At 71.1% G+C, this 25,145-nt stretch carries 21 protein-coding genes; 7 read left to right on the top strand and 14 right to left on the bottom strand.

Going from position 1 to position 25,145, the window contains the following annotated elements:
• Positions 1–88: 88 nt before the first annotated feature.
• Positions 89–661: a DNA-3-methyladenine glycosylase I gene (locus tag P0L94_15160; protein WES63797.1), complete on the bottom strand. Its 573-nt coding sequence runs from the start codon at positions 659–661 to the stop codon at positions 89–91.
• Between the two features lie 180 nt (positions 662–841).
• On the opposite strand from P0L94_15160, the gene P0L94_15155 reads away from it, so the two are divergent.
• Positions 842–1,249: a hypothetical protein gene (locus P0L94_15155; protein ID WES63796.1), complete on the top strand. Its 408-nt coding sequence runs from the start codon at positions 842–844 to the stop codon at positions 1,247–1,249.
• A gap of 3 nt (positions 1,250–1,252) precedes the next feature.
• On the opposite strand, the gene P0L94_15150 is transcribed toward P0L94_15155, so the two are convergent.
• Positions 1,253–3,358: an acyl-CoA dehydrogenase gene (locus P0L94_15150; protein WES63795.1), complete on the bottom strand. Its 2,106-nt coding sequence runs from the start codon at positions 3,356–3,358 to the stop codon at positions 1,253–1,255.
• A 193-nt stretch (positions 3,359–3,551) separates the two neighbouring features.
• Here P0L94_15150 and P0L94_15145 point away from each other — a divergent pair, with 193 nt between their 5' ends.
• Positions 3,552–4,046 (top strand): GNAT family N-acetyltransferase, encoded by a 495-nt coding sequence (locus tag P0L94_15145; GenBank protein WES63794.1) that lies wholly within the window; start codon positions 3,552–3,554, stop codon positions 4,044–4,046.
• A gap of 70 nt (positions 4,047–4,116) precedes the next feature.
• Here P0L94_15145 and P0L94_15140 read toward each other — a convergent pair whose 3' ends face one another.
• The 3 genes from P0L94_15140 to P0L94_15130 form a co-directional block, all read right to left on the bottom strand.
• The gene (locus P0L94_15140; GenBank protein ID WES63793.1) at positions 4,117–5,787 is read right to left on the bottom strand and encodes a formate--tetrahydrofolate ligase; all 1,671 of its coding nucleotides are present in this window, start codon (positions 5,785–5,787) and stop codon (positions 4,117–4,119) included.
• Between the two features lie 171 nt (positions 5,788–5,958).
• Positions 5,959–6,723 carry an MBL fold metallo-hydrolase gene (locus P0L94_15135; protein WES63792.1) on the bottom strand — a complete coding sequence of 255 codons (765 nt, stop codon included), beginning with the start codon at positions 6,721–6,723 and terminating at the stop codon, positions 5,959–5,961.
• 126 nt (positions 6,724–6,849) lie between these two features.
• Positions 6,850–8,088, bottom strand: a complete 1,239-nt coding sequence (locus P0L94_15130; protein WES63791.1) for a hypothetical protein — start codon at positions 8,086–8,088, stop codon at positions 6,850–6,852.
• 230 nt (positions 8,089–8,318) lie between these two features.
• Here P0L94_15130 and P0L94_15125 point away from each other — a divergent pair, with 230 nt between their 5' ends.
• Positions 8,319–8,771: a hypothetical protein gene (locus tag P0L94_15125; protein ID WES63790.1), complete on the top strand. Its 453-nt coding sequence runs from the start codon at positions 8,319–8,321 to the stop codon at positions 8,769–8,771.
• A 4-nt stretch (positions 8,772–8,775) separates the two neighbouring features.
• Here P0L94_15125 and recQ read toward each other — a convergent pair whose 3' ends face one another.
• From recQ to P0L94_15110, 3 genes are all read right to left on the bottom strand, one after another.
• On the bottom strand, positions 8,776–10,776 hold the full coding sequence (recQ, locus tag P0L94_15120) for a DNA helicase RecQ (protein WES63789.1): 2,001 nt from the start codon (positions 10,774–10,776) through the stop codon (positions 8,776–8,778).
• A gap of 84 nt (positions 10,777–10,860) precedes the next feature.
• Positions 10,861–11,517: a histidine phosphatase family protein gene (locus P0L94_15115; protein ID WES63788.1), complete on the bottom strand. Its 657-nt coding sequence runs from the start codon at positions 11,515–11,517 to the stop codon at positions 10,861–10,863.
• 73 nt (positions 11,518–11,590) lie between these two features.
• Positions 11,591–12,127, bottom strand: coding sequence for a DUF1697 domain-containing protein (locus P0L94_15110; GenBank protein ID WES63787.1), 537 nt, complete (start codon positions 12,125–12,127; stop codon positions 11,591–11,593).
• A gap of 44 nt (positions 12,128–12,171) precedes the next feature.
• On the opposite strand from P0L94_15110, the gene P0L94_15105 reads away from it, so the two are divergent.
• The gene (locus P0L94_15105; GenBank protein WES63786.1) at positions 12,172–13,107 is read left to right on the top strand and encodes a LysR substrate-binding domain-containing protein; all 936 of its coding nucleotides are present in this window, start codon (positions 12,172–12,174) and stop codon (positions 13,105–13,107) included.
• A gap of 12 nt (positions 13,108–13,119) precedes the next feature.
• Here the strand turns inward: P0L94_15105 and P0L94_15100 are convergent, their stop codons facing one another.
• From P0L94_15100 to P0L94_15080, 5 genes are all read right to left on the bottom strand, one after another.
• Positions 13,120–14,460 (bottom strand): MFS transporter, encoded by a 1,341-nt coding sequence (locus tag P0L94_15100; protein WES63785.1) that lies wholly within the window; start codon positions 14,458–14,460, stop codon positions 13,120–13,122.
• Positions 14,461–14,468: 8 nt separating this feature from the next.
• Positions 14,469–15,548, bottom strand: a complete 1,080-nt coding sequence (locus P0L94_15095) for an MBL fold metallo-hydrolase (GenBank protein WES63784.1) — start codon at positions 15,546–15,548, stop codon at positions 14,469–14,471.
• 443 nt (positions 15,549–15,991) lie between these two features.
• Positions 15,992–18,502, bottom strand: coding sequence for a DUF3516 domain-containing protein (locus P0L94_15090; GenBank protein ID WES63783.1), 2,511 nt, complete (start codon positions 18,500–18,502; stop codon positions 15,992–15,994).
• A gap of 77 nt (positions 18,503–18,579) precedes the next feature.
• A complete protein-coding gene (locus P0L94_15085) occupies positions 18,580–18,777 on the bottom strand; it encodes a hypothetical protein (protein ID WES63782.1) in 198 nt (65 codons plus the stop codon).
• A gap of 127 nt (positions 18,778–18,904) precedes the next feature.
• Positions 18,905–19,753: an SGNH/GDSL hydrolase family protein gene (locus tag P0L94_15080; GenBank protein ID WES63781.1), complete on the bottom strand. Its 849-nt coding sequence runs from the start codon at positions 19,751–19,753 to the stop codon at positions 18,905–18,907.
• A gap of 217 nt (positions 19,754–19,970) precedes the next feature.
• On the opposite strand from P0L94_15080, the gene P0L94_15075 reads away from it, so the two are divergent.
• Both P0L94_15075 and P0L94_15070 read left to right on the top strand, forming a co-directional pair.
• The gene (locus tag P0L94_15075; GenBank protein WES63780.1) at positions 19,971–20,306 is read left to right on the top strand and encodes a GNAT family N-acetyltransferase; all 336 of its coding nucleotides are present in this window, start codon (positions 19,971–19,973) and stop codon (positions 20,304–20,306) included.
• Entirely contained in the window at positions 20,303–21,313 is a 1,011-nt protein-coding gene (locus P0L94_15070) for a pirin family protein (protein ID WES63779.1), read from the top strand. The genes P0L94_15075 and P0L94_15070 overlap by 4 nt, the downstream gene beginning before the upstream one ends.
• A 90-nt stretch (positions 21,314–21,403) precedes the next feature.
• Here the strand turns inward: P0L94_15070 and P0L94_15065 are convergent, their stop codons facing one another.
• The gene (locus P0L94_15065; protein ID WES63778.1) at positions 21,404–24,310 is read right to left on the bottom strand and encodes a S8 family peptidase; all 2,907 of its coding nucleotides are present in this window, start codon (positions 24,308–24,310) and stop codon (positions 21,404–21,406) included.
• A 212-nt stretch (positions 24,311–24,522) separates the two neighbouring features.
• Between P0L94_15065 and P0L94_15060 the strand changes: the two genes are divergently transcribed.
• Complete coding sequence (locus P0L94_15060) at positions 24,523–25,095, top strand: ECF transporter S component (GenBank protein ID WES63777.1); 573 nt, start codon at positions 24,523–24,525, stop codon at positions 25,093–25,095.
• The last annotated feature ends 50 nt before the right edge of the window (positions 25,096–25,145 follow it).

The raw sequence follows: 25,145 nt of genomic DNA, 5'->3' as shown, positions 1-25,145 counted from the left end.
CGATGCCGGCGGCGATGCTGTTCGCGCGCGCCGCCCCGGTGACCAGTGCGAGCGGCATGCGGGGAGCCTATCGCCGAATCGGCGCCGATCAGCCCGCGCGCCAGCACCCCTCGACGTGATCGTCGACGAGCCCTGCCGACTGCATGAGCGCGTACATCGTCGTGGAGCCGACGAACCGGAAGCCCTTCTTGCGCAGCGCCTTGCTCAGCGCATCCGACTCGGGTGTCGTCGCGGGCACCTCGGCGAAGGAGGCGGGCCGCGGCCGATCAACCGGGGCGAACGACCACACGAACGCGTCGAGCTCCCCCGGTTCCATATCGACGACGAGGCGCGCATTCGAGATCGTCGCCTCGATCTTCGCGCGATTGCGCACGATGCCGGCGTCGGCCATCAGGCGTTCGACGTCGGCGTCGCCGTAGGCGGAGACGACCGACGGCTCGAAGCCGTCGAACACCTCGCGGAACCGGGGCCGCTTGCGCAGGATCGTGATCCACGACAGCCCGGCCTGGAAGCCCTCGAGGCTCATCTTCTCGAACAGGGCGCGGTCGCCGTGGAGCGGATGCCCCCACTCCTCGTCGTGATAGCGGCGATACTCGGCGTCGTCGCCCACCCACGCGCAGCGGGCGATGCCGTCGGGGCCGGTGCGCACATCGGTGGTCACCGGTCCAGCCTAGGCGGGGCCGGGGACAGCGGCGGGCACGGGGACGACGACGCGGAAGCGGTCGTGCGGCGCCGAGGCGCCGGAGGCGACGGCATCCTCCTCGCCGATCCGCACCCGCCGTTCACCTGCGTCGCATACCGTAGAGGGGGCCCTTCCCCCGGGGCCAGAAGGAGCACCACCATGAAGATCGTCTCGTCGTCCGATTGGCGCAGCTCCCTCCCGTTCGACACCCCGACGCTGCTGTCCGACGTCATGCCCGGCGAGGACACCAACTGCTTCATCTGCGGCACCGGAGCCGAGCCCCGGCCCCGCACGGAGCTGTGGGCGGTCAAGCACCGGCATCCGAAGAACCACGACGGGTACGTGCGGTTCTACTGCCTCGAGCACCGGCCCGCGATCGCGGCACCGCCCGCGCCGGCGCACGCCGCGAGCGCGCCCGCCCGGGCACGGGCGAAGACCGAGCGCCGCGCCGCCGCGCCGCGCCGCGCGCCGGCCGCCCCCGAGAAGCCCCGGGCGGTGTGCCCGGACTGCTTCGTCGAGGTGGCCGCGAGCGGCATCTGCGGCCTGTGCGGCAACAGAGTCGGCTGAGCGCTACTTCTTCTTCAGCGACTTCTCCGACGCCGGCGCCTCACCCGAGGCCTCGAGCGCGGCGTAGTACGCGCGCGCCTCGTCCTGCCGTGCCTGCTCGGCGCCGGAGGCGATCGGCGCGCGCACGTGCTCGGGCGCGAAGCCGTAGGCGTCGACGAGATCCTGCGCGTGGGGTCGGAGCCGGTTGCACAGCCGGTCGATGTAGCGCGAGACGGATGCCGCGCGCTGCGTCGACAGGCGGCCGTTGATGAGGTGCCATGCCAGGTGCTTCTCGATCAGGTGCAGGCCGAACAGGTCGCGCAGCCACGTGAGGACCTGCTTCGTGCCCTCGTCGGACACGGCGTTGACACCGTCGGAGAATGCCTCCCACTGCAGCAGCTCGCCGTGGGCGCGGGCCGCCTCGATCAGCTCGGCCTGGTGCTGGTTGAACAGCGCGGCCGCCTCGGCGGGGTCCAGCTTGGACGCTGGACGCAGAGCCGCGGCGACGTCGGCGACCATCTGCTCGACGCGGTCCGCCAGCAGCTCGTGCTGCTGCTCGGCGCGCAGCCCGAGCTCGACCGAGCGTGCGGTCGAGCCGAAGTCGGCGACGGCCTGGCCGAGCTGGCGAAGCCCGGCGCCGTGGAACACCTTGCCGGCCGTCTGGCCGACGGCGAAGCGGGCGAGGGTCGCGGCATCCGCTCCCTTGAACTGCTTGGCGTAATCGCTGAGCAGGCGCTTGCCGACCAGCTGCAGCAGGACGTTGTTGTCGCCCTCGAACGTGACGTAGACGTCGAGATCCTGGTGCAGGCCCACGAGCCGGTTCTCGGCGAGGAAGCCGGCGCCGCCGCAGGCCTCGCGGCACTCCTGGATGCCCGACAGCGCGTTCCACGTCGAGAGGGGCTTGAGGGCGGCGGCGAGGGTCTCGAGGTCCTCGCGCTCCTCCGGCGTGTCGTGCTCGCCGCCGAACACGCCGTCGAACTTGCGCAGCAGCTCGTCGTGCGCGAAGAACTGCGCGTAGTTCTGGGCGATCAGCGGCAGCAGACGCCGCTGGTGCTTGCCGTAGTCCAGCAGCACCACTTCGTCGGTGCCCGTGCCGGAGTCGAACTGACGGCGCTGGTTGGCATACGTGACGGCGATGTTCAGCGCGAGCGCGGTGCCGGTCGTCGCGGCGCCGTCGAGCGAGACGCGGCCCTGCACGAGCGCGCCGAGCATCGTGAAGAACCGGCGGCCGGGGCTGCCGATGTCCGAGGAGTAGGTGCCGTCTTCGGCAACCTGGCCGTAGCGGTCGAGGAGGTTGAACCGCGGGACGCGCACGTGGTCGAAGTGCAGGCGTCCGTTGTCGATGCCGTTCAGGCCTCCCTTGACGCCGTCGTCCTCGCCGCCGACGCCCGGGAGGAAGTTCCCCTCGTCGTCGCGCAGCGGCACGAAGAAGCAGTGCACGCCGTAGTTCACGCCGCCGGTGATGAGCTGAGCGAACACGGTCGCCGCCTTCCCGTGCAGGGCGGCGTTGCCCAGGTAGTCCTTCCACGCGCCGCGGAACGGCGTGTGGATGACGAACTCCTCGGTCGCGGGGTCGTAGGTCGCAGTCGTGCCGATCGCGGCGACGTCCGAGCCGTGCCCGGTCTCGGTCATCGCGAACGCGCCCGGGAGCTCGAGCGTCATGACGTCGCGCAGCCACGCGTCGTGGTGCTTCTCGGTGCCCAGCTGCTGGATCGCCGAGCCGAACAGGCCCCACTGCACACCCGACTTGATCTGCAGGCTGGGGTCGGCGAGGACGACCTCCTCGAAGCCGGCGAGGTTGGCGCCGTTGTCGTTCAGACCGCCGTACCGCTCGGGGTACGCGCGGCCGGACGCGCCGTTCTCGACGAGCAGGTGCAGCTGCGCCAGCACGCGCTCGCGATGCTCGGGCACCGGCATCCCATCGATCCGCCAGAACGCGGGGTCCTTGATCATCTCGCGCGCGGCACGACGGGTCTCGGCCCACGTGCCCAGCAGCAGGTCGGTGACTCCGGGGATGTCGATGCGGGGCTCGGATGCCTCCTCGGCGGTGTGCGGCGCCGTGGGGGCACCGCCTGCGGGCGTGCGTCGGCTGGTGGACGGCTTGTGGGAACGGACGGCGGCGTCGGTCATGCACATCACCTTTCGCTGTGATGGGGACGGGAAGTCGACTCCGAACGTAGGACTCCCACAACAGCACTCCAAGCTCGTTGTTCGAGAGGCACAAATGTGCGTCGGACCGGTCCCGAGACGTGTTGTGTGTTCCCGACAGCCGCTGTGCCGCGGGGATGTTGTCGAGGTCGGAGGACAGGCGCAGGATGGCTGCATGGAGGTCTCGCTCGTGCCGTGGAGTCCAGATGATCTGGCCGTCCTCGAGCGCGCCAACACCCCCGACATGACCGAGCACCTGGGCGGGCCCGAGACCGACGCACAGGTCCGTGCGCGGCACGAGCGCTACCTGCGCGACCGCGAGACGGGCGCATCGCACATGTTCCGCATCGACGTGGACGGACACACCGTCGGCGGCATCGGATACTGGCCGATCGAGTTCGACGGCGAGCCCGCCTACGAGGCCGGGTGGAGCGTCGAGCCGGCGTGGCAGGGTCGTGGCGTGGCGACCGAGGCGCTGCGTCGGCTGGTGGACCTGGTCACCGCCGCCGGTGATCGGCGGCTGCTCGCAGCCTTCCCGTGGCCGTCGAACACCGCGTCGAACGCGATGTGCCGGCGCGCGGGATTCACGCTCCGGGGCACATCATCGGGACCGTGGCGGGGGCGGGACGTCGCCTACAACGAGTGGGTGCTCGAGCTCGGCGTCGATTGAGCCCGCCGGACGGGTTCGTCGTTCGTCGCGACTGCGGTGACGGCCCCCGAGCACCGGGCGTCACGTCACCTCAGAACAGCCCGATGATGCGCCCGCTCTCGTCGACGTCGATCGAGGCGGCCGCGGGCACGGCGGGCAGGCCCGGCATCGTCATGATGTCGCCGCAGATCATCACGACGAAGCCCGCGCCGGCCGACAGACGGACTTCGCGGATGTCGACGACGTGGCCCGACGGTGCGCCGCGCAGCTTCGCGTCGGTCGAGAACGAGTACTGCGTCTTGGCGACGCACACCGGGAACGACCCGTAGCCGTCGTCCTGAAGACGGCGGATCTGCTTGCGCACCGCCGAGGACGCCGTGATGTCGGACGCCCCGTAGATCCGCGTCGCGATCGCGCGCATCTTCTCCCACAGCGACGCCTCGTCGGGGTAGGTGAAGCTCATCTCGCTCGGCTCGTCGCACAGCTCGACGACCGCCCGGGCGAGCTCCTCGGCGCCGGCGCCGCCCTCGGCGAAGTGCCGCGCCACGATCGCGCGGCCGCCGGCATCCGTCACTTCGTCGATGAGCGCCTGGACCTCGGCATCCGTGTCCTCCGCCCGGTGGTTGATCGCCACGACCGCCGGGATGCCGAACGTCTCGCGCACCGTCGCGAGGTGGCGGCGGACGTTGGCGCATCCCTTGCGGACCGCCGCGACGTCCTCCTCGGCCAGGTCCGGGACGTCGACCCCGCCGTGGTACTTCATCGCGCGCACCGTCGCCACGATCACGGCGGCGTCCGGACGCAGGCCCGACTCGCGGCACAGGATGTCGACGAACTTCTCGGCCCCCAGATCGGCGCCGAAGCCGGCTTCGGTGACGACGTAGTCGGCGAGGTGGAGGGCGGACGAGGTCGCGATGAGCGAATTGCAGCCGTGGGCGATGTTCGCGAACGGACCGCCGTGGACGAACGCCGGCGTGTGCTCGAGGGTCTGCACGAGGTTGGGGGCGAGCGCATCGCGCAGGATCGCGGTCATGGACCCGTGCGCATCGAGGTCGCGGGCGCGCACCGGCTGCCGTTCGCGTGTGTAGCCGACGACGATCTCGCCGAGCCGCTCCTTGAGATCGGCGAGGTCGGTGGCGAGGCAGAACACGGCCATGACCTCGCTCGCCACGACGATGTCGAACCCGCTCTCGCGCGGGTAGCCGTTGCCCGGGCCGCCCAGCCCGATCGCGACGTCGCGCAGCGCCCGGTCGTTGACATCGAGCACGCGCCGCCACGTGACGCGGCGCAGGTCGATGCCGAGCGCGTTGCCGTGGTGGATGTGGTTGTCGATGAGCGCGGCGAGCAGGTTGGTGGCGACGCCGATGGCGGCGAAGTCGCCGGTGAAGTGCAGGTTGATGTCCTCCATCGGCACGACCTGGGCATGGCCGCCGCCGGCGGCGCCGCCCTTCATGCCGAACACCGGCCCGAGGGCGGGTTCGCGCAGACAGATCATGGCACGCTCGCCGACGCGGTTCAGGGCGTCGCCGAGGCCCACGGTGGTGGTGGTCTTGCCCTCGCCGGCGGGCGTCGGCGACACGGCGGTCACGAGGACGAGCCTGCCGCGCGGGCGATCGGTGATGCCGGCGAGGAAGTCGAGCGAGACCTTGGCCTTGTGCCGGCCGTACGGCTCGATGCTCTCGTCGGGGATGCCGAGGCCCTCGGCGATCCGGGTGATGGGGTGCAGGCTGGCCGCCTGGGCGATCTCGATGTTGCTCGGCATCCTCGGACCCTTCCGGACGTCGTCGTCCGAACCTCAGCCTAGGCGGGCGACGCGGCGCGCGTCATCCGGCCCGCCGCGGCGGAGGGGCGGGCGACGCGGCGCGCGTCATCCGGCCCGCCGCGGCGGAGGCACGACGGGCCGGACCGGTAACGGTCCGCCGCCGAGTCGTCGCTACGCCTCGCGGGCGATCCGGCGCACGCGCGCGTCGACCTCGTCCATCCCCGGACCGGTCAGCCGAGGGTCCGACGACGACCGCCCGTGCAGCGCATCGTCGAGGTAACGGCGGTCGGCATCCAGGCGCGCGATCGCATCCGCGCCCGGAGAGCCGTGCCCCGGGATCACGACGCGCGCGCGGGCCGCGGCATCCGCCAGTCGATCGAGCCCCACGAGGTACGCGGAGATGTCATCGGGGTCGAAGGGCAGGGGCAGCTCGACGTCGCTCAGCATGTCGCCGGCGACGAGCACCCGCTGGTCGGGCAGCCACAGCGCGGTGTGACCGGGCGCATGCGCGTCGTGCACGATCAGTCGGGGGTGGAACCCCCGCGGAACCGAGGCTCGAGGCAGCGCGTCCCCGACGGGCCGGACCTTCCCGACCAGCTCGACGAGAGGGGCGGGGAACCCGGGGCCGAGCGCGGCGATCGCCGTCCTGCGCTCCTGGCGCGCAAGGTGTGCCGTCGCCGCCGACGCCCATCGCGGCACGCTGCCGAATCCCGGATGCCACAGCAGGTGATCGTGGTGGGCGTGCGTCGAGAAGCCGCCGATGACGCGGATGCCGCGCCGCGTCAGCTCGGCGGCGAGCCCGTCGAGCTCATCCGGCGTCCAGGCCGGATCGACCAGCAGCGCCTCGCCGCCGGCGACGATCACCGTCGAGGTCGTCAGCTGCTCGCGGCTGGTCGCGACCAGGACGCCCGGAGCGACCTCCTCGAGCTCGCGCATGACACCAGCTTGCCCCGTCACGGCCGTCGGCGTGTGCGATGGCGGGGATCGCGGGCGACGCGCCGGATCCGGCCGTCGCGGAGCGGCGTGTCGGCGAGGACCCCCGCCGTTCGGCACGCTCGGGCGTCAGCGGCAGGTGGCGGCGACCTCGATCATCTCCTGCGGCGGGTAGCCGTAGGCCTGCACGCCGTTTCCTTCGGCGTTGTGCCCCATGCTGATGGCCCACGCCGTCGCCCACTGCTCGTTCGCCGTTTCGTCGGCGGAGTCGAACAGGTCGCTGCACTTCGATGTGATCGCGTGGCCGACCTCATGGGCGACGAGCGCCATCGCATCGGCGGACGGCCAGTTCTGGGCGACCGAGTCCGACAGCGTGATCGTGGAGGACCCGCCGCGCGCGGTGTTCCACGTGGCGGTGCCGCTCATGCCGTACACGCCGCCGAGACCGTTGACCAGGGGCGCCCAGTCGAAGTCGAGCACGACGCCTCCCGAGATCGAGCGCGCGTACGCCTCGATCTCGAGTCGGGTGTCCAGAAGCGGGCCGGCCTTCTCAGCCAGTTCGCTCTGCGCCGAAGACCGCAGGTTCTCCGCCGCGGCGGCGTAGCGCTCGAACGCCAGCACCGCACCCGTGCTGATCCGGTCCCGCGACGCGGCGAACTCCGCGGCGTCGCGGAAGTCGAGCACGACGATCCAGCGTGCCGAGATGTTGGCTGCCTCGAGGGCGGCCGCCGAGGCTTCGACGGTGGACGACAGCGCCTGACCGCTGTCGGTGAGCTCGGCCAGCGAGTCGTCGATGGCGGCGGTGGCCGTCGCGAGCTCGGCGGTCTGCGCCGCGAGAGCCTCGGCGGTGTCGTCGAGGACCGGAGTGGCTGCCAGGAGCTCCCACGTCCACACGGGTCTCGGTCCGGGGGCCGAGGGAACGTCGGCCGCGGCCACCTGCTGGGCGGATGCGACCGTGGCTGCGACCCTCGCGCCGGAATCCTCGAAGCTCGATCGCGCGTCGGCCGCGACGAGTGAGTCCGCGGCGGCGACGACGATCGAGGCCGCGGCATCTGCGGCAAGCGTCCCGTCGCCGATCGCGTCGGCAGCATCCGCCTGCGCGGCGGAGTGCGCGGCGGCCGCCGCCTCCACCCGCTCGAGCGCGGCGTCGAACGATCTGCTCGCATCCAGGTGCACGAGGCCGCCGGCGACCGCTCCGGCCAGGACGAGGACTCCGACGATGATCCACACGAGCGGGCCGCGCCTGCGACGCTGTCGCGGGGCGAAGGTGCCCGCGTACGCGACGGGGGCCGTCGAGGTGATCGCCGACCGCGGATCGTCGAGGGCGTCCACCGCGCCGCCGTGCTCGACTCCGTCACCCCAGCTCACCAGGGAACCCTATCGGCCCGGCGGGGTTCGCCGGCGCCGGGCCCCGGACCCTGTGGACGGCACGCGGACCCGGTGCACCATCGCCATCCCACGGTGCGGCTGCGGGACGAATGGCACTCGACACCCCGCGGGGCGCGCCTACCCTGGAATCGAGGGACCTGCGGGCAGGTCCGCAGGTGGCGACGCCGTCGGCGATCGGTTGGGAACCGAACGAAAGGCGGTTGATTGCGATGACAACGGTCACCCACACAAGCCACGTGCACGTCGACGCTCCCGTCGAGCGTGTGTTCGCGCACGTCAAGATGCCGGAGAACTTCTACGCAGCCATGAACGGCACGTTCCGGGCCGGCGATGCGGGACACATCACGAAGATGGAGATGGCGCAGGATGACGGCGTCGGCTCGGTCTACGAGTGGGAGTCCCGCGTGATGATGATCCCCTTCCACGCGACGACGACCCGTGAGGAGTTCGTCCCCGACGAGAAGATCGTGGACCACACGTCGACGGGCGTGACATGGATCTGCACCCTCGAGCCCGAGGACGGCGGCACCAAGCTCGTCCAGACCGCCGAGGTCTCCAGCAAGGTCCCGGGTTGGGCGCGGCTGGAGGACCTCATGGCGTGGAAGGGCGATGAGGACCTCGCCAAGATGCTCGCGTTCTACAAGGAGGCGATCGAGGCCTGAGAGGTCACCCCGCCGCCGCGACGACCTCGATGACGGCCTCGCCGTAGGCCTCGCGCTTCTTGGCGCCGATGCCGGTGATGCCGTCGAGGTCGCCGAGGTTCTCCGGGCGGTGCTCGGCGAGCGCCCGGAGCGTCGCGTCTCCGAAGACGATGTAGGCGGGCACGCCGAGGTCCTTCGCGACGCCTGCGCGCCACTCGCGCAGCGCCTCGAACAGTCCGCGGTCGCCGTCGGCGAGGGATTCGGATGCCGAGACCTTGCGCTGGCGCGGTGCGCCGCCCGTGCGTCCGAGGACGTCGCGGCGCAGCGGCACCGGGGTCTCGCCCCTCAGTACGCCTGCCGCGGGGTCGCCCAATGCCAGCGTCCCGTACTCGCCGCGCGCGACGAGGATGCCGCGGGCGAGCAGCTGCCGCACGACGCTGCGCCAGTCCTGCTCCGACAGGTCGGCGCCGAGACCGTAGGTCGAGAGCGTGTCGTGGCTCTGCTGGCGGATGCGGTCGGTCGAGGCCCCCCGCAGGATGTCGATGAGGTGGCCGGCGCCGAAGGACTGCCCGCGCTCGCGCTGAAGGCGCACGATCGTCGACAGCAGCTTCTGCGCCGGGATGAGCCCATCCCACGTCTCGGGCGCCTCGAGGCACGTGTCGCAGTTGCCGCACGGCTGGGACGGCTCGCCGAAGTAGCCGAGCAGGTTCTGCCTGCGGCATCCGACCGTCTCGCACAGGGCCAGCATCGCGTCGAGGTGCTGGCCGAGCCGGATCTTGTAGCCGCGGTCGCCCGGCGACTGGTCGATCATGCGGCGCTGCTGGACGACGTCGCCCAGGCCGTACGCCATCCACGCCACGGCCGGATCGCCGTCCCGCCCGGCGCGCCCGGTCTCCTGGTAGTAGCCCTCGACCGATTTCGGCAGGTCGATGTGCGCGACGAACCGGACGTCGGGCTTGTCGATGCCCATGCCGAAGGCGATCGTGGCGACCATCACCACGCCGTCCTCGCGCAGGAACCGCGACTGGTGCTTCGAGCGCACCGAGGCGTCGAGGCCCGCGTGATAGGGAAGGGCGTCGAGCCCCTGCGTCTGCAGGTACTGGGCGGTCTGCTCGACGGACTTGCGGCTGAGGGCGTACACGATGCCCGCGGAACCCGCCGGCTGCGCCTTGATGAACGCGGCGAGCTGGCGCCGGGGATCGGACTTCGCCTCGATGCGGTACTGGATGTTCGGCCGGTCGAAGCTCGAGACGAAGTGCTCGGCTCTCGGCATCCGCAGGCGCTCGGTGATCTCCTTGTGGGTCGCCGGCGTCGCCGTCGCCGTCAGCGCGAGCCGCGGCACGCCCGGGAACCGGTCGGCGAGGTCGCCGAGCGCCAGGTAGTCGGGCCGGAAGTCGTGGCCCCACTGGCTCACGCAGTGCGCCTCGTCGATCGCGATGACGCTGAGCCGCCCCTTCTCGAGGAAGCGCAGCATCGGCTCGGTGTTGAGCCGCTCGGGAGCGACGTAGAGCAGGTCGAGCTCGCCCGCGAGGTAGGCGCGCTCGACGGACTGCCGCTCATCGGCCAGCTGCGTCGAGTTGAGGTACGCCGCGCGCACGCCGTTGGCCACGAGGGCGTCGACCTGGTCGTGCATGAGCGCGATCAGCGGGCTGACGACCAGGCCCGTTCCCGGCCGCACGAGGGCCGGGACCTGGTAGCAGACGCTCTTGCCGCCGCCCGTGGGCATCAGGACGACGGCATCCCCGCCGCCGACGACGTGGTCGACGATCGCGGCCTGATCTCCGCGGAACGCGTCGTAGCCGTAGACCTCGTGCAGCACCGCTCGGGCGTCCGATCCGGCGAAGTCGCGTCGTGGGCTGCCGGTGTCGGCGGCGGGAGCGGACGCGTCGCCCGGGTCCGGCGGCGGCATCCAGCCGTCGGGCGGCGGTGCCCATTCGTCCGGCGGCGGGGCGTAGGCGTCGTCCGGCGGCGCGTAGGCGTCCGGGTCCCACGCGAGGTCTGCGTACGGATCCGACGGGCTGGTCACCCGCCCCACTGTAGCCCGGGCCCACGACGCGGGATCCGCCTGTGGACGGCATCCGCCGCACCTCCCGCTGGGGAGGACGGAGCGTCAGGACTCCGAGGGCACGAGCGGGAGCTCCGGCCCGTGGTTCCAGGCCAGGATCGCCGGCTGCTCGCGGTAGAAGCCGAGCACCGACACCGAGCCGGCGTCGAGGGTGATCATCGCGCCGAACCGCGGGGCCTGGCGGAGGAAGACCGCGGTCAGGATCCGCAGCAGATGCCCGTGGGCGACGAGCGCCACATCGCCCGAGACCATCGCCGGCAGCACGCGCGTGAGCACGCGCGACGCCCGCGCGGCGACCTCTTCGACCGTCTCGCCCGGCGTCTCTCCGCGGACGACGCCATGCGTGAAGGTCGTCCAGTTGTAGCCGAGCTCCGCGCGGATCTCCTTGGTGGTCCGTCCCTCGTACCCCCCGTAGTCCCACTCGACGAGGAGCGGGTCGATCTCGGCGTCGAGCCCGGCGAGCTCGGCGGTTCGCCGGGCGCGCTCGAGCGGCGAGCTCAGCACGAGCGAGAAGTCGTAGTCGCGGACCAGGTCGCCGGCCCCGCGCGCGAGCTCCTCCCCGTGGGCCGTCAGCGGAATGTCGGTGAGCCCGGTGTGCTTTCCCGCCTTGGACCAGGCCGTCTCGCCGTGCCGCAGGAGCACGAGCTTTCCGTGCGGATTGTCCGGCGCCGGACGGTCAGGGAGCGGGTCGTTCACGTCCACGACCCCACGCTAGTCCCGCCCGGCTCACCCGTGGGGTGGATCTTCTCCGGCGAGCCCCAAAGGCCCGATCCGATCAGCACCACTTCGCCGCGATCGCGGTCACGACGTTGACGTTCCGGTTGGTGGCGACGCCCAGCAGCGGCGCGGCGCCGAGCGGATCGACCTGCCCGCCCTGGTAGCCCTCGCCCATGAGGGCGTGGGCGGCGCGGCCGCGGACCACCATGCTGCCGACGTCGGAGGTGAGGGCCTCGACCTCGGCAGCCCGCTCGGCGGTGAGCTCGTCCTTCATCAGGTACACGTAGTGACGCACCAGGCCCGGATGCTCCGCGCTCAGCTCCGCCGCCCCGGCGGTGACGCGCGCGAACTCCGCGGCCGTGAAGGAGACCGTCGGCACGTCGAATCCGCGATCGGCCAGGAACGCCGCCTCGAGCTTGTGCTCGACGCGCGGCCGGGACCGCATCCCGGTATCGAACCGGACGTTGCCGGTGTTGATGTGCGTCTCGACGGCGCCGAACCCGGCGCCCTCGACCACGCGTCGGATGTCGTCCTTGGGGAACTTCCGCGTCGGCCCGAGATTGATCGCGCGCAGGAACGCCAGCCACGTGGTCATGGCGCCACCCTAGACGCCGGTCCCGACGGGGCTACCCTGGCCCCGTGGTGTCGTACACGCTCCGGCAGGTCGAGTACTTCGTCGCCGTCGCGGACGCCGGCTCGATCTCCGCCGCGGCCGAGCGCCTCCACGTCTCGACCGCGGCACTGTCGCAGGCGCTCGGCGAGCTCGAGCGGATCGTCGACGCCCAGCTGCTCGTGCGGCGCCGGTCGAAGGGCGTCGCGCTCACGGCATCCGGAAGCGCGTTCCTGGTCGACGCACGGGCGCTGGTCCGGCACGCCGCGGACATCCAGGACCGCGCGACCGAGCGCCAGACCGAGGTGGCGGGGCCGCTGTCGCTCGGCTGCTACACATCGCTCGCGCCCTTCTGGATCCCCGCGATCAGTGCCGACTTCATCCGCGCGCATCCGCGGCTGGAGATGACCGTCGAGGAGGGGGACGCCGGCGAGCTCCAGCAGCGGATGCTCGAAGGGCGGCTGGACGCCGTGCTCACGCACACGCGGCATGTCCTGCCGGACGTCGACGCGCACGTCGTCGCACCCGGCCGCCCCTACCTGCTGCTGCCCGCGGACCACCGGTTCGCCGACCGGCCGTCGGTGGCGCTGTCCGAGATGGCCGGCGACGATTACGTGCAGCTCGACGTGCCCTCCGTGCGCGACAACCAGCTGGCGAACCTGCGCGAATCGGGGCTCGAGCCGCGCGTGCAGTGGCGCTCGTCGAGCTTCGAGGCGGTGCGCGGCATGGTGGGCCGGGGGCTCGGCTACACCGTGCTCGTGCAGCGGCCGCCCACGGACATGACGTACGACGGCGGCGCCGTGGTCGCCGTCGAGATCGACGGGCCGATCGGCCGCAGCGACATCTGCCTCGCCACGACGAGCGCGCAGCGGCCGAGCCTGCGATTGCGCGCCCTCATCGAGTTCTGCACGCGGCACGGACGCGGCGAGGCCCGCCGCCCCGGTGAGGAGGCGGCGGGCCGGTGAGCCGCGCGGGTGTCAGAAGTCGCGCTGCGTGAGGTCCTGCGTGCGACCCTCGCGGAGGGCCAGCAGGGCGATCAGGGCGACGACGAACGCACCCGCCCAGCACACCGCCACCAGCCACAGCTCGCCCCCCGCGAGCAGCACCAGGGCGCTGGCGATCATCGGCGTGAAGCCGGCGCCGATGGTCGAGGACAGCTGGTAGACCAGCGACGCGCCGGTGTAGCGCATCCGGGTCGGGAAGAGCTCGGCGGTGAAGGCGCCGAACGGGCCGAAGATCGAGCCCTGCACCACGCCGTTCGCGAGGAAGAGCGCGATCGCGAACGCCCACAGCTCGCCGAGGCCGAGCAGCCAGATCATCGGGTAGGCCAGCACGATACCGGCGATGATGCCGAAGGCCATGACGGGACGGCGGCCGAAGCGGTCGGAGGCGCGAGCGGCGAACCACACCGCGATCACGGTCAGGAGGGCCCCGATCGCCTTGATGTTCAGCACACCGGTGCGGCTCACGCCCATCTCGTCGACGACGATCGCGATGGCCCACACCGTCATGAGACCCTGCACGGTGTAGGAGCTCATGCCGGCCAGGGTGCCCAGCAGGACGCGGCGCGGGTACTTCGCGAAGACCTCGATGAGCGGCATCTTCGCGCGCTCGGCCTTCTCTTCGAGGGCGACGAACAGCGGCGACTCCGACACCTTCAGCCGGATGACCAGGCCCACGCCGACGAGGATGACGCTCGCGAGGAACGGCAGGCGCCAGCCCCACGCGAGGAACTGCTCCTCGGGCAGCACCGACACAGCCGACACCGCGAGGGTCGCCATGACCGCGCCCGCGGGACCGCCCATGTTGGCGAAGCTGGCCGCGAAGCCGCGGCGCTCCTTGGGTGCGTGCTCGAGCGCCATCAGCATGGCGCCGCCCCATTCGCCGCCGACGGCGATGCCCTGCACGATGCGCAGCAGGATGAGCACGATCGGCGCGAGCATGCCGATGGCGGCGGTCGGCGGCAGCAGGCCGATGAGGGTGGTGGCGACGCCCATCATCACCATCGAGATGATCAGCACGCCCTTGCGGCCGATCCGGTCACCGAAGTGACCGAACACGATGCCGCCGATGGGGCGGGCGAGGTAGCCGACCGCGAGCGTCGCGAACGATGCGAAGATCGCCACGCCCGGCGCGAGATCGACGAAGAACACCTTGTTGAACACCAGCGACGCGGCGGTGGCGTAGAGGATGAAGTCGTAGAACTCGATCGCGCTGCCGATGAAGCTCGACGCGAGGATGCGCCGCATCGCGGGCGTGTTCAGGCTGGGAACGGCGATCTTGCCGCTCTCGGTGGTGCCTGAGGTGTGAGGGTCCATGGTGCTCGTCATCGTGCAACCGCCATTTCATCTTCGTTGATGGATGCCGCCGGGTCGATGCCCGGCTGCGGGGGAGTGGAGAAGGGGATGCGGTCCAGGTCGTCGGGCACGAGGAACGTGCCGTCGAACAGGGGCGCGTGGGAGTGCCACACCGCGTCGGGCGTGGTGCCCGGCACCAGGTGGTGCAGGGCGAGGGTGCGGGCGCCGGCGCGCTCGGCGATCTCGATCGCCTGCGCGGGCGAGGTGTGCGAGCGGCGGTGGTGCGAGATCGACGCGCGCGCCTCGTCGCTGTCGATGTGGCCGTAGGCGCGCTCGACCCAGTCGAAGTCGATCGCCTCGTGCAGCAGCAGGTCGGTGCCCGCTGCGAGGGTCACGAGGTTCTCGCACGGCGCGGTGTCGCCCGAGATCGTGACCGAGCCCTCGGCCGTGTCGAAGCGGAACGCGAAGGCCGGGGCGATCGGCGGGTGCGCGACGAGTGTCGCGGTGACGGTCACGAGGTCGTCGCGGTAGATCTCGAACGGCGCCATGCCGGCGGGTGTCGGGTTGTCGTTCGGGTGGTACCCGCTCGAGGCCGGGATCGCGATGTCGGATGCCTGGAAGTGCGCCGCCGGCGAAGGGCGCAGCGCGTCGAGGATGCGGTCGTTGAGGTCGGTCGCGTGCGCCCGCAGCAGCAGCTCGAACATCTCGCTCGTTCCCGGGGTCGGCGACGCGGGGTTCAGCGGCTGGGGCCGCGTGGTCGCCAGCGGCGAGACGGGAGGAAGCACCCCGCGGTCGCCGGGGCCGATGATGCGGATCGGGCGGTGCCCGGCGGGCAGCGTGAACATGCCGAAGACGGCGAGGCTGCCGAGGTCGATCGTGTGGTCGGAGTGCAGATGCGTCAGGAAGATCGCCCGCAGCGAGGGGATCTCGACACCGGCGCGCTGCAGCTGCCGCCCGACGCCCGTGCCGGCGTCGACGAGGTACGCCGCATCGCCGACCATGACGGCGGTCGCGATGCCGCTGCGTCGCCCGGCGTTCTCGCCGGTCCACCAGCGCGGTCCGCCGGCGGTCCCCAGCGTCAGCACGTGCGGTTCGAGGTTCGTCTTCATCGATGGCACCTTCCCAATCGGCTGCTCTGCCGTTGGTTCATGGTCCGCCCGACGCATTACCTCGCGCAAACGGGTAAATCAGGCCAACTTAATCGGCTCAGCCGATTAGGCATCCGTCCCCCACCGCATCCGTGTCCCACTTCTGGCCGCTCGCACGCCGCCCAGGCGACCAGAAGTGGGACATGACACCTCAGCCCCGCGGGGACGTGTCCCAGAAATGACCGCGTCACGGGCGCCCAGGCGACCAGAAGTGGGACATGACACCTCAGCCCCGCGGGGACGTGTCCCAGAAATGACCGCGTCACGGGCGCCCAGGCGACCAGAAGTGGGACATGACACCTCAGCCCCGCGGGGACGTGTCCCAGAAATGACCCCGTCACGGGCGCCCAGGCGACCAGAAGTGGGACATGACACCTCAGCCGGGAGCCCGGACGGATCCCGTGTCAGAGGCGCAGCACCTCGGTGATCCGCACCACCGCGGTGCCGGCCTCCTCGGAGGCTGCGAGGTCCACCTCGCCGCGGATGCGCCAGTCGTGGTCGCCGGCGGGGTCGTCGATCGTCTGCTCGACCTTCCAGAGGCCGGATGCCGCGGCCTCCGCCTCGTCCACGTCGACGAGCCGCGGCGAGCGCGCCGGGCCGCCGGTGAGGATCTCGTCGTGCTCCTCGAAGTAGCGATCGAGGGCGGCGGGCCAGTCCACGTCGGGGTCCAGCTCCACGAGTTCGTCGTCGCGCTGCAGCGCGGCCAGCTGCACGCGGCGGAACAGCTCGTTGCGCACGAGCACCAGGAACGCGCGCCGGTTCGTCAGCACCGAGGGCGGAGCCGGCGGAACCACGACGGCGTCCGGCACGTCGACGGGGTTCACCAGCGACGCCCACTCGTCCACGAGGCTCGAGTCGACCTGGCGCACGAGCTCGCCGAGCCACTCGATGACGTCGATGAGCTCGTTCGTCTGCGCCTCGGCGGGAACGGTCTGCCGGATCGCGCGGTACGCGTCGCTGAGGTAGCGCAGCACGAGTCCCTCGCTGCGGGCGAGCTGGTACCACGACACCAGCTCGGCGAACGACATCGCGCGCTCGAACATGTCGCGCACCACCGACTTCGGCGACAGCTCGAAGTCGCGCACCCACGGCTGGCTCGACGCGAACACCTCGTAGGCCTGCCCGAGGAGATCCTCGAGGGGCTTGGGATACGTGATCTCCTCGAGCGCCTCCATGCGCTCGTCGTAGTCCAGCCCCTCCTGCTTCATGGCGGCGACCGCCTCGCCGCGCGCCTTGAACTCCTGCTGCGACAGGATCGCGCGCGGGTCGTCGAGCGTCGCCTCGATGACGCTCACGACGTCGAGCGCGTAATGGCCCGTGCCCGCCGCGCCCGGGGTGTCCTCGGGGTCGAGCAGCTCGATCGCGGCGAGCGCGAACGGCGACAGCGGCTGGTTGAGCGCGAAGTTCGGCTGCAGGTCGACGGTGAGGCGGATGCTTCCGTCCGAGGTCGCCTCCACGACGCCGGCGGCCACGAGGGTTCGGAAGATCGCCAGCGCCCGCCGCGCGAGCGCGTACTTCTCGGCGCGCGGCTGGTGGTTGTCGAACACGAGCGACCGCACGTTCGAGAACGCGTCGCCGCCCCGCCCGATGACGTTGATGAGCATCGCGGCCGTGAGCTCCAGGTGCGGCGTGAGCGGCTCGGGCTGCGCATCGACGAGCCTCTCGAACGAACCCAGGCCCCAGTTCACGACTCCGGTCGGCGCCTTCTTGCGCACGATCTTCTTTCGCTTGGCCGGGTCGTCGCCGGCCTTGCGCAGCGCGGCCTCGTTCTCGATCTCCCACTCCGGGGCCATCACGACGACGTTGCCGTAGGTGTCGTAGCCGGCTCGGCCCGCGCGCCCGGCGACCTGATGGAACTCGCGGGCGCTCAACTGCCGCATCCGCGTGCCGTCGTACTTCGACAGAGCCGTGATGAGGACGGTGCGGATCGGCACGTTGATGCCGACGCCGAGCGTGTCGGTGCCGCAGATGACCTTGAGCAGCCCGCGCTGGGCGAGCGTCTCGACCAGGCGCCGGTAGCGCGGCAGCATTCCGGCGTGGTGCACGCCGATCCCCGCGCGCACGTACCGCGACAGCGTGCGCCCGAACGCCGTGGTGAACCGGAAGCCGCCGATCGCCTCGGCGATCGCGTCGCGCTGCTCGCGCGTGACGAGGCGGATGCTCGACAGCGCCTGCGCCCGCTCCATCGCGGCAGCCTGCGAGAAGTGGACGATGTAGACCGGCGCCTCGCGCTCGTCGAGCAGGCTCTGGACGACCTCGTGGATCGGCCGCCGCTCGTAGGAGAAGTGCAGCGGCACCGGACGCTCGACGCCGGTCACGAGCGCCGTCTCGCGGCCGGTGCGGCGCTTGAGGTCGTCGGCGATGTCGGTGACGTCGCCGAGCGTGGCCGACATCAGCACGAACTGCGCCTTCGGCAGGAGCAGGAGCGGGATCTGCCACGCCCACCCGCGATCGGGGTCGCCGTAGTAGTGGAACTCGTCCATCACGACCTGGTCGATGTCGGCGTCGGCCCCTTCGCGCAGCGCCAGGTTGGCGAGGATCTCGGCGGTGCAGCAGATGATCGGGGCGTCCGGATTGACCGACGAGTCGCCCGTGACCATGCCGACGTTGTCGGCGCCGAACACGTCGACGAGGGCGAAGAACTTCTCGCTCACCAGCGCCTTGATCGGAGCGGTGTAGAACGTCACCCCGCCGCGGGCGAGCGCCGCGGCGTGGGCGGCGATCGCCACGAGCGACTTGCCGGTCCCGGTGGGGGTGGACAGGATCACGTTCGCCCCCGAGACGATCTCGATGACCGCCTCGTCCTGCGCGGGGTAGAGCGTCAGCCCCTGCTCGCCTGCCCACTCGACGAAGCCGAGGTAGACGTCATCGGGCTCGGCACCGGTCGGGACGAGGTCGAGGAGCGCGGACGGCATCCCTCCACTCTGTCATCGATCCGCGTGGGGCGATGACGCCGCGGGCGCTGTCGCCCGCGGCGTCCGCGCGGCGGCGATCAGGCGACGCCGAGCGCGAGCAGACCGTAGTACACGAGGTACACCGGCCACACACACGCCTGGAGCAGCCCCAGAATGACATCCCAGAAGCCGCCGTCGGTGATCGAGATGAAGTAGATCGCGGCGCCGATGTACGCCAGCAGGAAGAAGAATCCCCACGGTGCCGCGCGCTCGACGTATCTGACCCGCTCGGTCATGTCGGCCCCCTTTCTCCGGAGCAGACGCTAGACCGGTGCACCCGCTCGTCACAGGGCCATTGGTCGCATCACGCGGACGAGCCGGGGTCGCCCTGAGGAGACCCCGGCTCGTCCGTGATCGCAGGGACTACGGGGTCAGCATGGCGGCGATCGCCTGCTGCCCGGGCGTCGTGATGTGCAGGCTCCGGTCGAAGGTCTTCTTGCCCGACACCAAGCCGCTGATCCATCGGTCGCCGGTGTCGCACAGCCCGTGGCCGAAGAACAGCGCCGCCACGTTTGCGTAGTCGACATTCGGATCGCCGAGTCGGATGGTCTGGACCATCTGGAAGAGCGCCGAATCCAGCGCCGCGATCGCGGCGTTGACCGCGTGCGTCTGCTCCGACGTCACCTTGACGGGTGTGCCCTGCACGGCGCCGATGCTGCAGAAGTCTTCGACCTCCCCGAAGAGCAGCGGGTAGCCGGTCACGAGGATGGTGGCGCTCGGCGCCATCGATCGGATTCCGCCGACGGAAGCGGCGAGGTTGCCGATCATGCCCGGAACCGCGCCGGAGCTGGCGGCGATCGCGGCCGCGCATGCCGCGTCGTCCATGGTGAAGCAGGTCTCCAGCGCGGTCTGCCAGGAGAGGTCGTTGGCGCCGATGGTGATCGTGACGAGTTGAGTGCCCGCGCCCAGCGCTCCGTCCGCCATCGCCATCGCGATCTGCTCGGGCAGATCGAGGGCGGCGGACATGTCGTAGGTCGCCGCTCCCGAGCAGGCGTAGGACATGCCTCCTGCCAGCAGCGGATACGACTTCTTGGAGCGCTTGCAGTCCTCGTCGACGTACGGGAGGTTGCCCGTGCCCGCCGCCTCGGAGTCGCCGAATGCGACATAAGGCACGCCGATCGCCGGTTCGGCCGTCGCCGCCGGCGCCACCCCCACGACCGCGGTCAGCCCCAGAGCGGCAGCCGCCAGCATCCCCAGCACACGTCTTTTCACGATTCCTCCTCGAACCACGAACCGGCGGTTCCCCATGTCACCGCCTGAGCCAGAGGATAGACCTGTCCGGTCACAGGCGACAGGGGGCCACCGTCGCATCGGCCCTCGCGTGGGCTGCTGAGCCGCCGGAGCCCGGCGTGCGGACCTCGGCCGGTGCCGTGCAATGCCGCGCCGGCGGCACGGGAGCCCGCTAGCGTGGACCCAGGAGGAGGCGCGCATGACGGCCATCGACGGAACGCTCACGGTGCGACGCAACGACGACGCCGGTCGCTACGAGATCTACGTCGGCGATGTGATGGGCGGCTACACGGAGTTCCAGGCCGACCCGCACGGTCGGCTGCGATTCCCCCACACCCTCATCGACCACGCGTACCGCGGCCGGGGCCTCGCGAACGTGCTCGTCGAGGGGGCGATGCGCGACGTCGCCGCGCGCGGCGAGACGGTCGAGCCGATCTGCCCCGTCGTGCGTCGCTGGCTGCGCCACAACACCGTTCCCGGCCTCGAGGTCATCTGGCCGCTGTGGGCGCAGAAGGAGGAGGAGGGCGGCGCATGACGCGCCTGGGCGCCGACGCGCCTGAGTCCCTCGAGACCGCCGCCGAGTGCGACGGCCCCCGCGCCCTCGTGCTCGAGGCGCGCGACGTGCCGCTGGGCGGCGTGCGGGCGATGTCGGTGCGCCGAGCGCTGCCGCAGCGCGATCTTCCCCTCGTCGGCGCCTGGTGCTTCCTCGACCGCTTCGGACCGCAGACGACGCGCATGCGGGTCGAGCCGCACCCGCACACGGGGCTGCAGACGGTCACGTGGCCGTTCGTCGGCGAGGTGCGCCATCGCGACTCCCTGGGCAGCGATGTCGTCGTCCGCCGGGGGGCGTTGAACATCATGACCAGCGGCGCGGGCATCGCCCATTCGGAGTACTCGGTGGGCGAAGGCGAGATCCCGCTGGACGCCCTTCAGCTGTGGGTCGCGCTGCCGGAGTCGCGGCGGCACGGCGCCGCGGGCTTCGAACAGCACGAGAACCTTCCGCTCGCGCGGCTGGACGCCGTCCACGGCGAGCCGGGAGACGCGATCGTCGTGGTCGGCGAGTTCGGCGGCGGCTCTGCTGAGCCCGGACGAAGCATCAGCTCTCCGGCGACGATGCACACGCCGATCGTCGGCGCCGAGCTGCACGTCCCGGCGGGTTCGCGCGTGCGCGTGCCGCTGCGGCCGGAGTGGGAGCACGCCATCCTCGGCGTCACCGGCGACGTGCGCCTGGTGGAGGCGGATGCCGACACCGACGTCGAGGTCGGCACCGACCTGCTCTACCTCGGTCGCTCCCGCGACGGCGCCCATCTCGAGAGCACGGACGGCGCGACGGCGTTCCTGCTCGGCGGCGAGCCGTTCGCCGACGAGATCGTGATGTGGTGGAACTTCGTCGGCCGGTCGCACGACGAGATCGTCGCCGCGCGGGAGGCCTGGGAGTCCGGTGACGGACGCTTCGGACACGTCGTGACGCACGGCGGCGAGCGCATCCCGGCGCCGCCCCTGCCGGGCGTGCGCCTCACCCGCCGCCGGCGCCGGCTCTGACGGTCTGTGCGGGTGCACGAGCGCCCGGCGCCCCCGAACGCGCAGAGGGCGCCCGGGCCGAAGCCCGGGCGCCCTCTGTCGTGCGGGGTGTTACGGCACGTCGACCGAGAGCACCGTGCGCACCTCGGAGTCGCCGTAGCGGACCACACCGAGGTAGCTGCCCGACGTCAGGCCCGACCACGACAGCTCGAACGCCGCCGTCTCACCCTCGGTGACGGGGAGCGGGTTCGGCGTCGCCTTCAGGTCGCCCTCGCCGCCGGTGGTGACGAGCGCGCCCGTCAGGTCCCACGTGAACGGGTCGGTGTACGAGTACACGTGCGACTCGATCAGGTAGGTGCCCGGGGTCGGCGTGGTGAGCTGGACCGCCTCGTCGGCGGAAGCCGTCGCCGAGGTCCACATCTCGTAGTAGCGCCAGTCCTCGGGGCCGACCACGCGGTAGACGAACAGATCCATGTCGGAGCCGGTGTCATCACTCGAGTCGATCGCGAACCGAGCGAGCTCGGTGCCGTCGACGACCTCGACCACCTCGTAGCTGTACCCGCCTTCGGCGGCGCCCGTGGTCTCATCGCCCTGGATGAGGAGCTCCTCGGGCGCGAGGCCGAACAGGTTCAGCGGCAGCTCGCCGCTGAGACCCGGGACGATCTCGACGCCGACCATACCGTCCGCGCCCGAGCCCGTGACCGCCGCCGGAGCGTCGGCCGTGACCGGGAAGATCGCGATCGGGGAGCGCACCTCGGTCTCGCCGGAGGTCCAGGTCAGGAACCCGGTCGCCCACTGCTCCACGTCGGCCTCGGCCTTGGTGAAGGTGACGGTGAACTCCTGCTTCTCACCCGCGCGCTTGAAGTCCAGCGTGCTGGGCTCGACCTTCGCGTCGATGCCCGGCAGGTCCACCGAGGCGGTGAAGGTGCCGGCTTCGGTCGAGGTGACCGAGCGCGTGATCGTCTGCGGGCCCGACAGGGCGCCGATGGCGATCGAGGCGAGGTTCAGGTCGCTGGCGTCGATCGGCTCGATGCCGAAGTTCGCCAGGCCGAGACCCTGCAGGTACTGCGCCCAGTCGTACGAGCCGCTGAGGTACAGCAGACCCGGCTCGAAGAACTTCGTCGGGTCGACGTGACCGGCGCCCTGCGCGAACGGGTCGGTGTTCTCCGAGCCGTCGGCGTTCACCGAGTCGTAGGCCGTCGTCATGAGCGCCGACTTGACCTCGGCCGGCGTGGCGTTGGGGTGCTCACCGAGGTAGAGCGCACCGAGACCGGCGACGTGGGGCGACGACATCGACGTGCCCGACTTGAACCCGAAGGTGGGCTCGGTGCCGGGAGCGTTGTGCTCGGCCGCGAGGATCGCGACACCCGGAGCCGTGACGTCCGGCTTGAGGACATCGCTGCCGTCGGCGAGCATCGGACCGCGGCTCGAGAAGCCCGCGATCTGCGGCGTCGGGGTGACGTCGTCCGTGATGTTGCCGCTGACGAGGGTCGCCGTGGGGTCCTCGGCGTTCTGCACGTAGTCGAGCAGGTCGTCGCGGTAGGTGTCGGGGATGTGGATCGTCGGCACCGAGTGGAAGTCGTTGTCGAGCGACGCGGGCGTCACGTTGACGTGGATCATTCCGATACCGCCGGCCTCGGCGACCGCCTGCGACTTCTCGACACGCGCGATGGCGCCGCGGTCGCAGACCACGATCTTGCCCGCCACCGCTTCGGCGTCGAGCGAGTCGATGTAGCACAGCGCCGACACCGAGGACTCGACGCCCTCGGCCGGCACGTCGCCGGCGTAGACGACGTCACCGCTGATCTCCTCGCCGAAGGGGACCGTGATCGTCGCGCCGACGGCCTCGAAGCCGTTCGGGAGCACGACGGTTCCCTCGTAGGTCGGGATCGTGGATGCCGCCACCGTCATGTACCACGGCGAGGCGTGGTCGGCCGTGGAGTAGCCCGGGCCCGAGTTGCCGGCGCTGGTCGAGACGAAGACGCCCGCCGCCGCCGCGTTGAAGAACGAGATGTCGTCCGGTCCGAGCACCGTCGTGGCGGCGCCGCCGCCGATCGAGTAGTTGATGACGTCGACGCCGTCCGCGACCGCCTGGTCGATGGCGGCGAGCAGGTCGCTCAGGGCGCAGATGTCATCGGCGGACGAGAGCAGGTCGGGCCCGACGAAGCAGGCCTTGTAGCTCGCGACCTTGGCGCCCGGGGCGACACCCGAGATCATGCCGAAGTCGATGCCCTGCACGTCGGCGTCGACACCGAAGTTGCCGGCCGCCGTGCTCGCGGTGTGCGACCCGTGGCCGTCGCCGTCCAGCGGCGACAGGTAGTCCGACGAGAAGTCGTAGCCGGCCGCCTCGGCGCCCGACGAGAAGTACTGCGCGCCGATGAGCTTGGTGTTGTAGTCCTGCTTGCTCCAGCCCTCGCCGACGACGCGCTTGGAGCGGAAGATGTTGCCGTCGGACTTGCGGTACAGCACGTGGTTGCCGTCGATGTACGGCGTCGCGCCGGGCTTGCCCTTCAGCTTGTCGCCTGCGAACGAGGGGTTGTCTGCGGCGATGCCGGTGTCGATGACACCCACCACGATGCCCTCGCCGGCGCCGTCGGTCCCGCCGACCTCGTCCCACACGCCGCCCGTCCCGTCGGGGAAGGCGCCCAGCCCGAGGAACTCGGTGGAAGGGACCGCGTCCAGGTGCCGGACCTCGTCGGCGTAAACGCCGAGCACGCTCTTGTCAGCGCGGAGCTTGGCGACATCGGCCGCCGTCAGGTCCGCCGAGAAGCCGTTGAGGGTGATCTGGTACTCGGCCGAGGCCTCGACCCCCACGCTCTCGGCGAGCTTGCGCTGCTCGTTCTTGAGGTGGGCGACGTACTTCTGCGAGTTCGGCGTGTAGGCGTCGAGCTGCTCGCCCTCGGACGGCTTCGTCGGGGCGATGCCCGGCGTTCCGCCCTCGTAGGTGGCCAGCGGCTCGTCCTTCAGAAGGACGATGTAGTGGCCGTCGGTGGCATCGACGGGGGTGGGTGCGTTCACCTCCTCCCCGGATGCTGCGAAGCTTGCGGTGGCTGTTCCGGTGAACAGTGCGGCGAGTGTGACGACCGCAGCTGCTCTCACGGAGTTTCGACCCATGAGCGGCCTTTCCGAGGAAGGGGTATCTTCAACGTGCGCACGGCTTCGCCGCCGCACAGTGAATGCCAACCTAGCTCACAGCGTGTATCCAGCAAACACCCGATTGTGAATTCCTTGTGACCCAGCCCGAGAAGCCTGAGCGGTCTGCTCAGCGAAGCCGAATCTCCACCAGCACTCTGCTCATCTGCGCCGCCATCGGCGTCGGAACCGGTGCGCTGCAGGCGGGCGCCGGCGCGCTGGGCGGAGTCGTGTCGGCGGCGGTGCCGCTCATGTACGGCCTGGTCCTGGGCATCCATGTCCTCCCGGGCGTCATCGCCCAGGAGCTGTTGCGCCGCCCGTGGGTCGCGCTGCTGACGCATCTCATCGCGGCCCTCGTCGGAGCCGCGTTCGTCCCGGTCTGGATTCCGCGGTACATCGGCACGGCGCTGCTCATCGGCGGCCTGCAGGAGGGGATCGCGGCGCTCGGACGCTACCGGCGGTGGGAGCCGTGGCGCTTCTTCGTCTCGGCGATCGTCGTGGGCGCAGTCATCGCCGCGCTCATCTGGTTCGCCGCCGACGTGTCACGCTTCCCCCTGTGGGGCCAGATCGTCTACGTCGCGATGTTCCTTCTCGGCCCGGTCGTCTGGACGGCCGTCGGACTCGGCATCGGCGCCGCGCTGCGGCGCGCCGGGGTCGCCCGCCGCACCTGATCGGCGGGCCCGCCGGGCTCGGATAGCGTGGAGGGTGATCCCGCAAGGTC

The organism is Microbacter sp. GSS18 (assembly GCA_029319145.1).
Taxonomy (GTDB): domain Bacteria; phylum Actinomycetota; class Actinomycetes; order Actinomycetales; family Microbacteriaceae; genus Microbacterium.
Note: the sequence above shows the minus strand (reverse complement) of the source record. Positions and strands in the feature narration are given on the sequence as shown.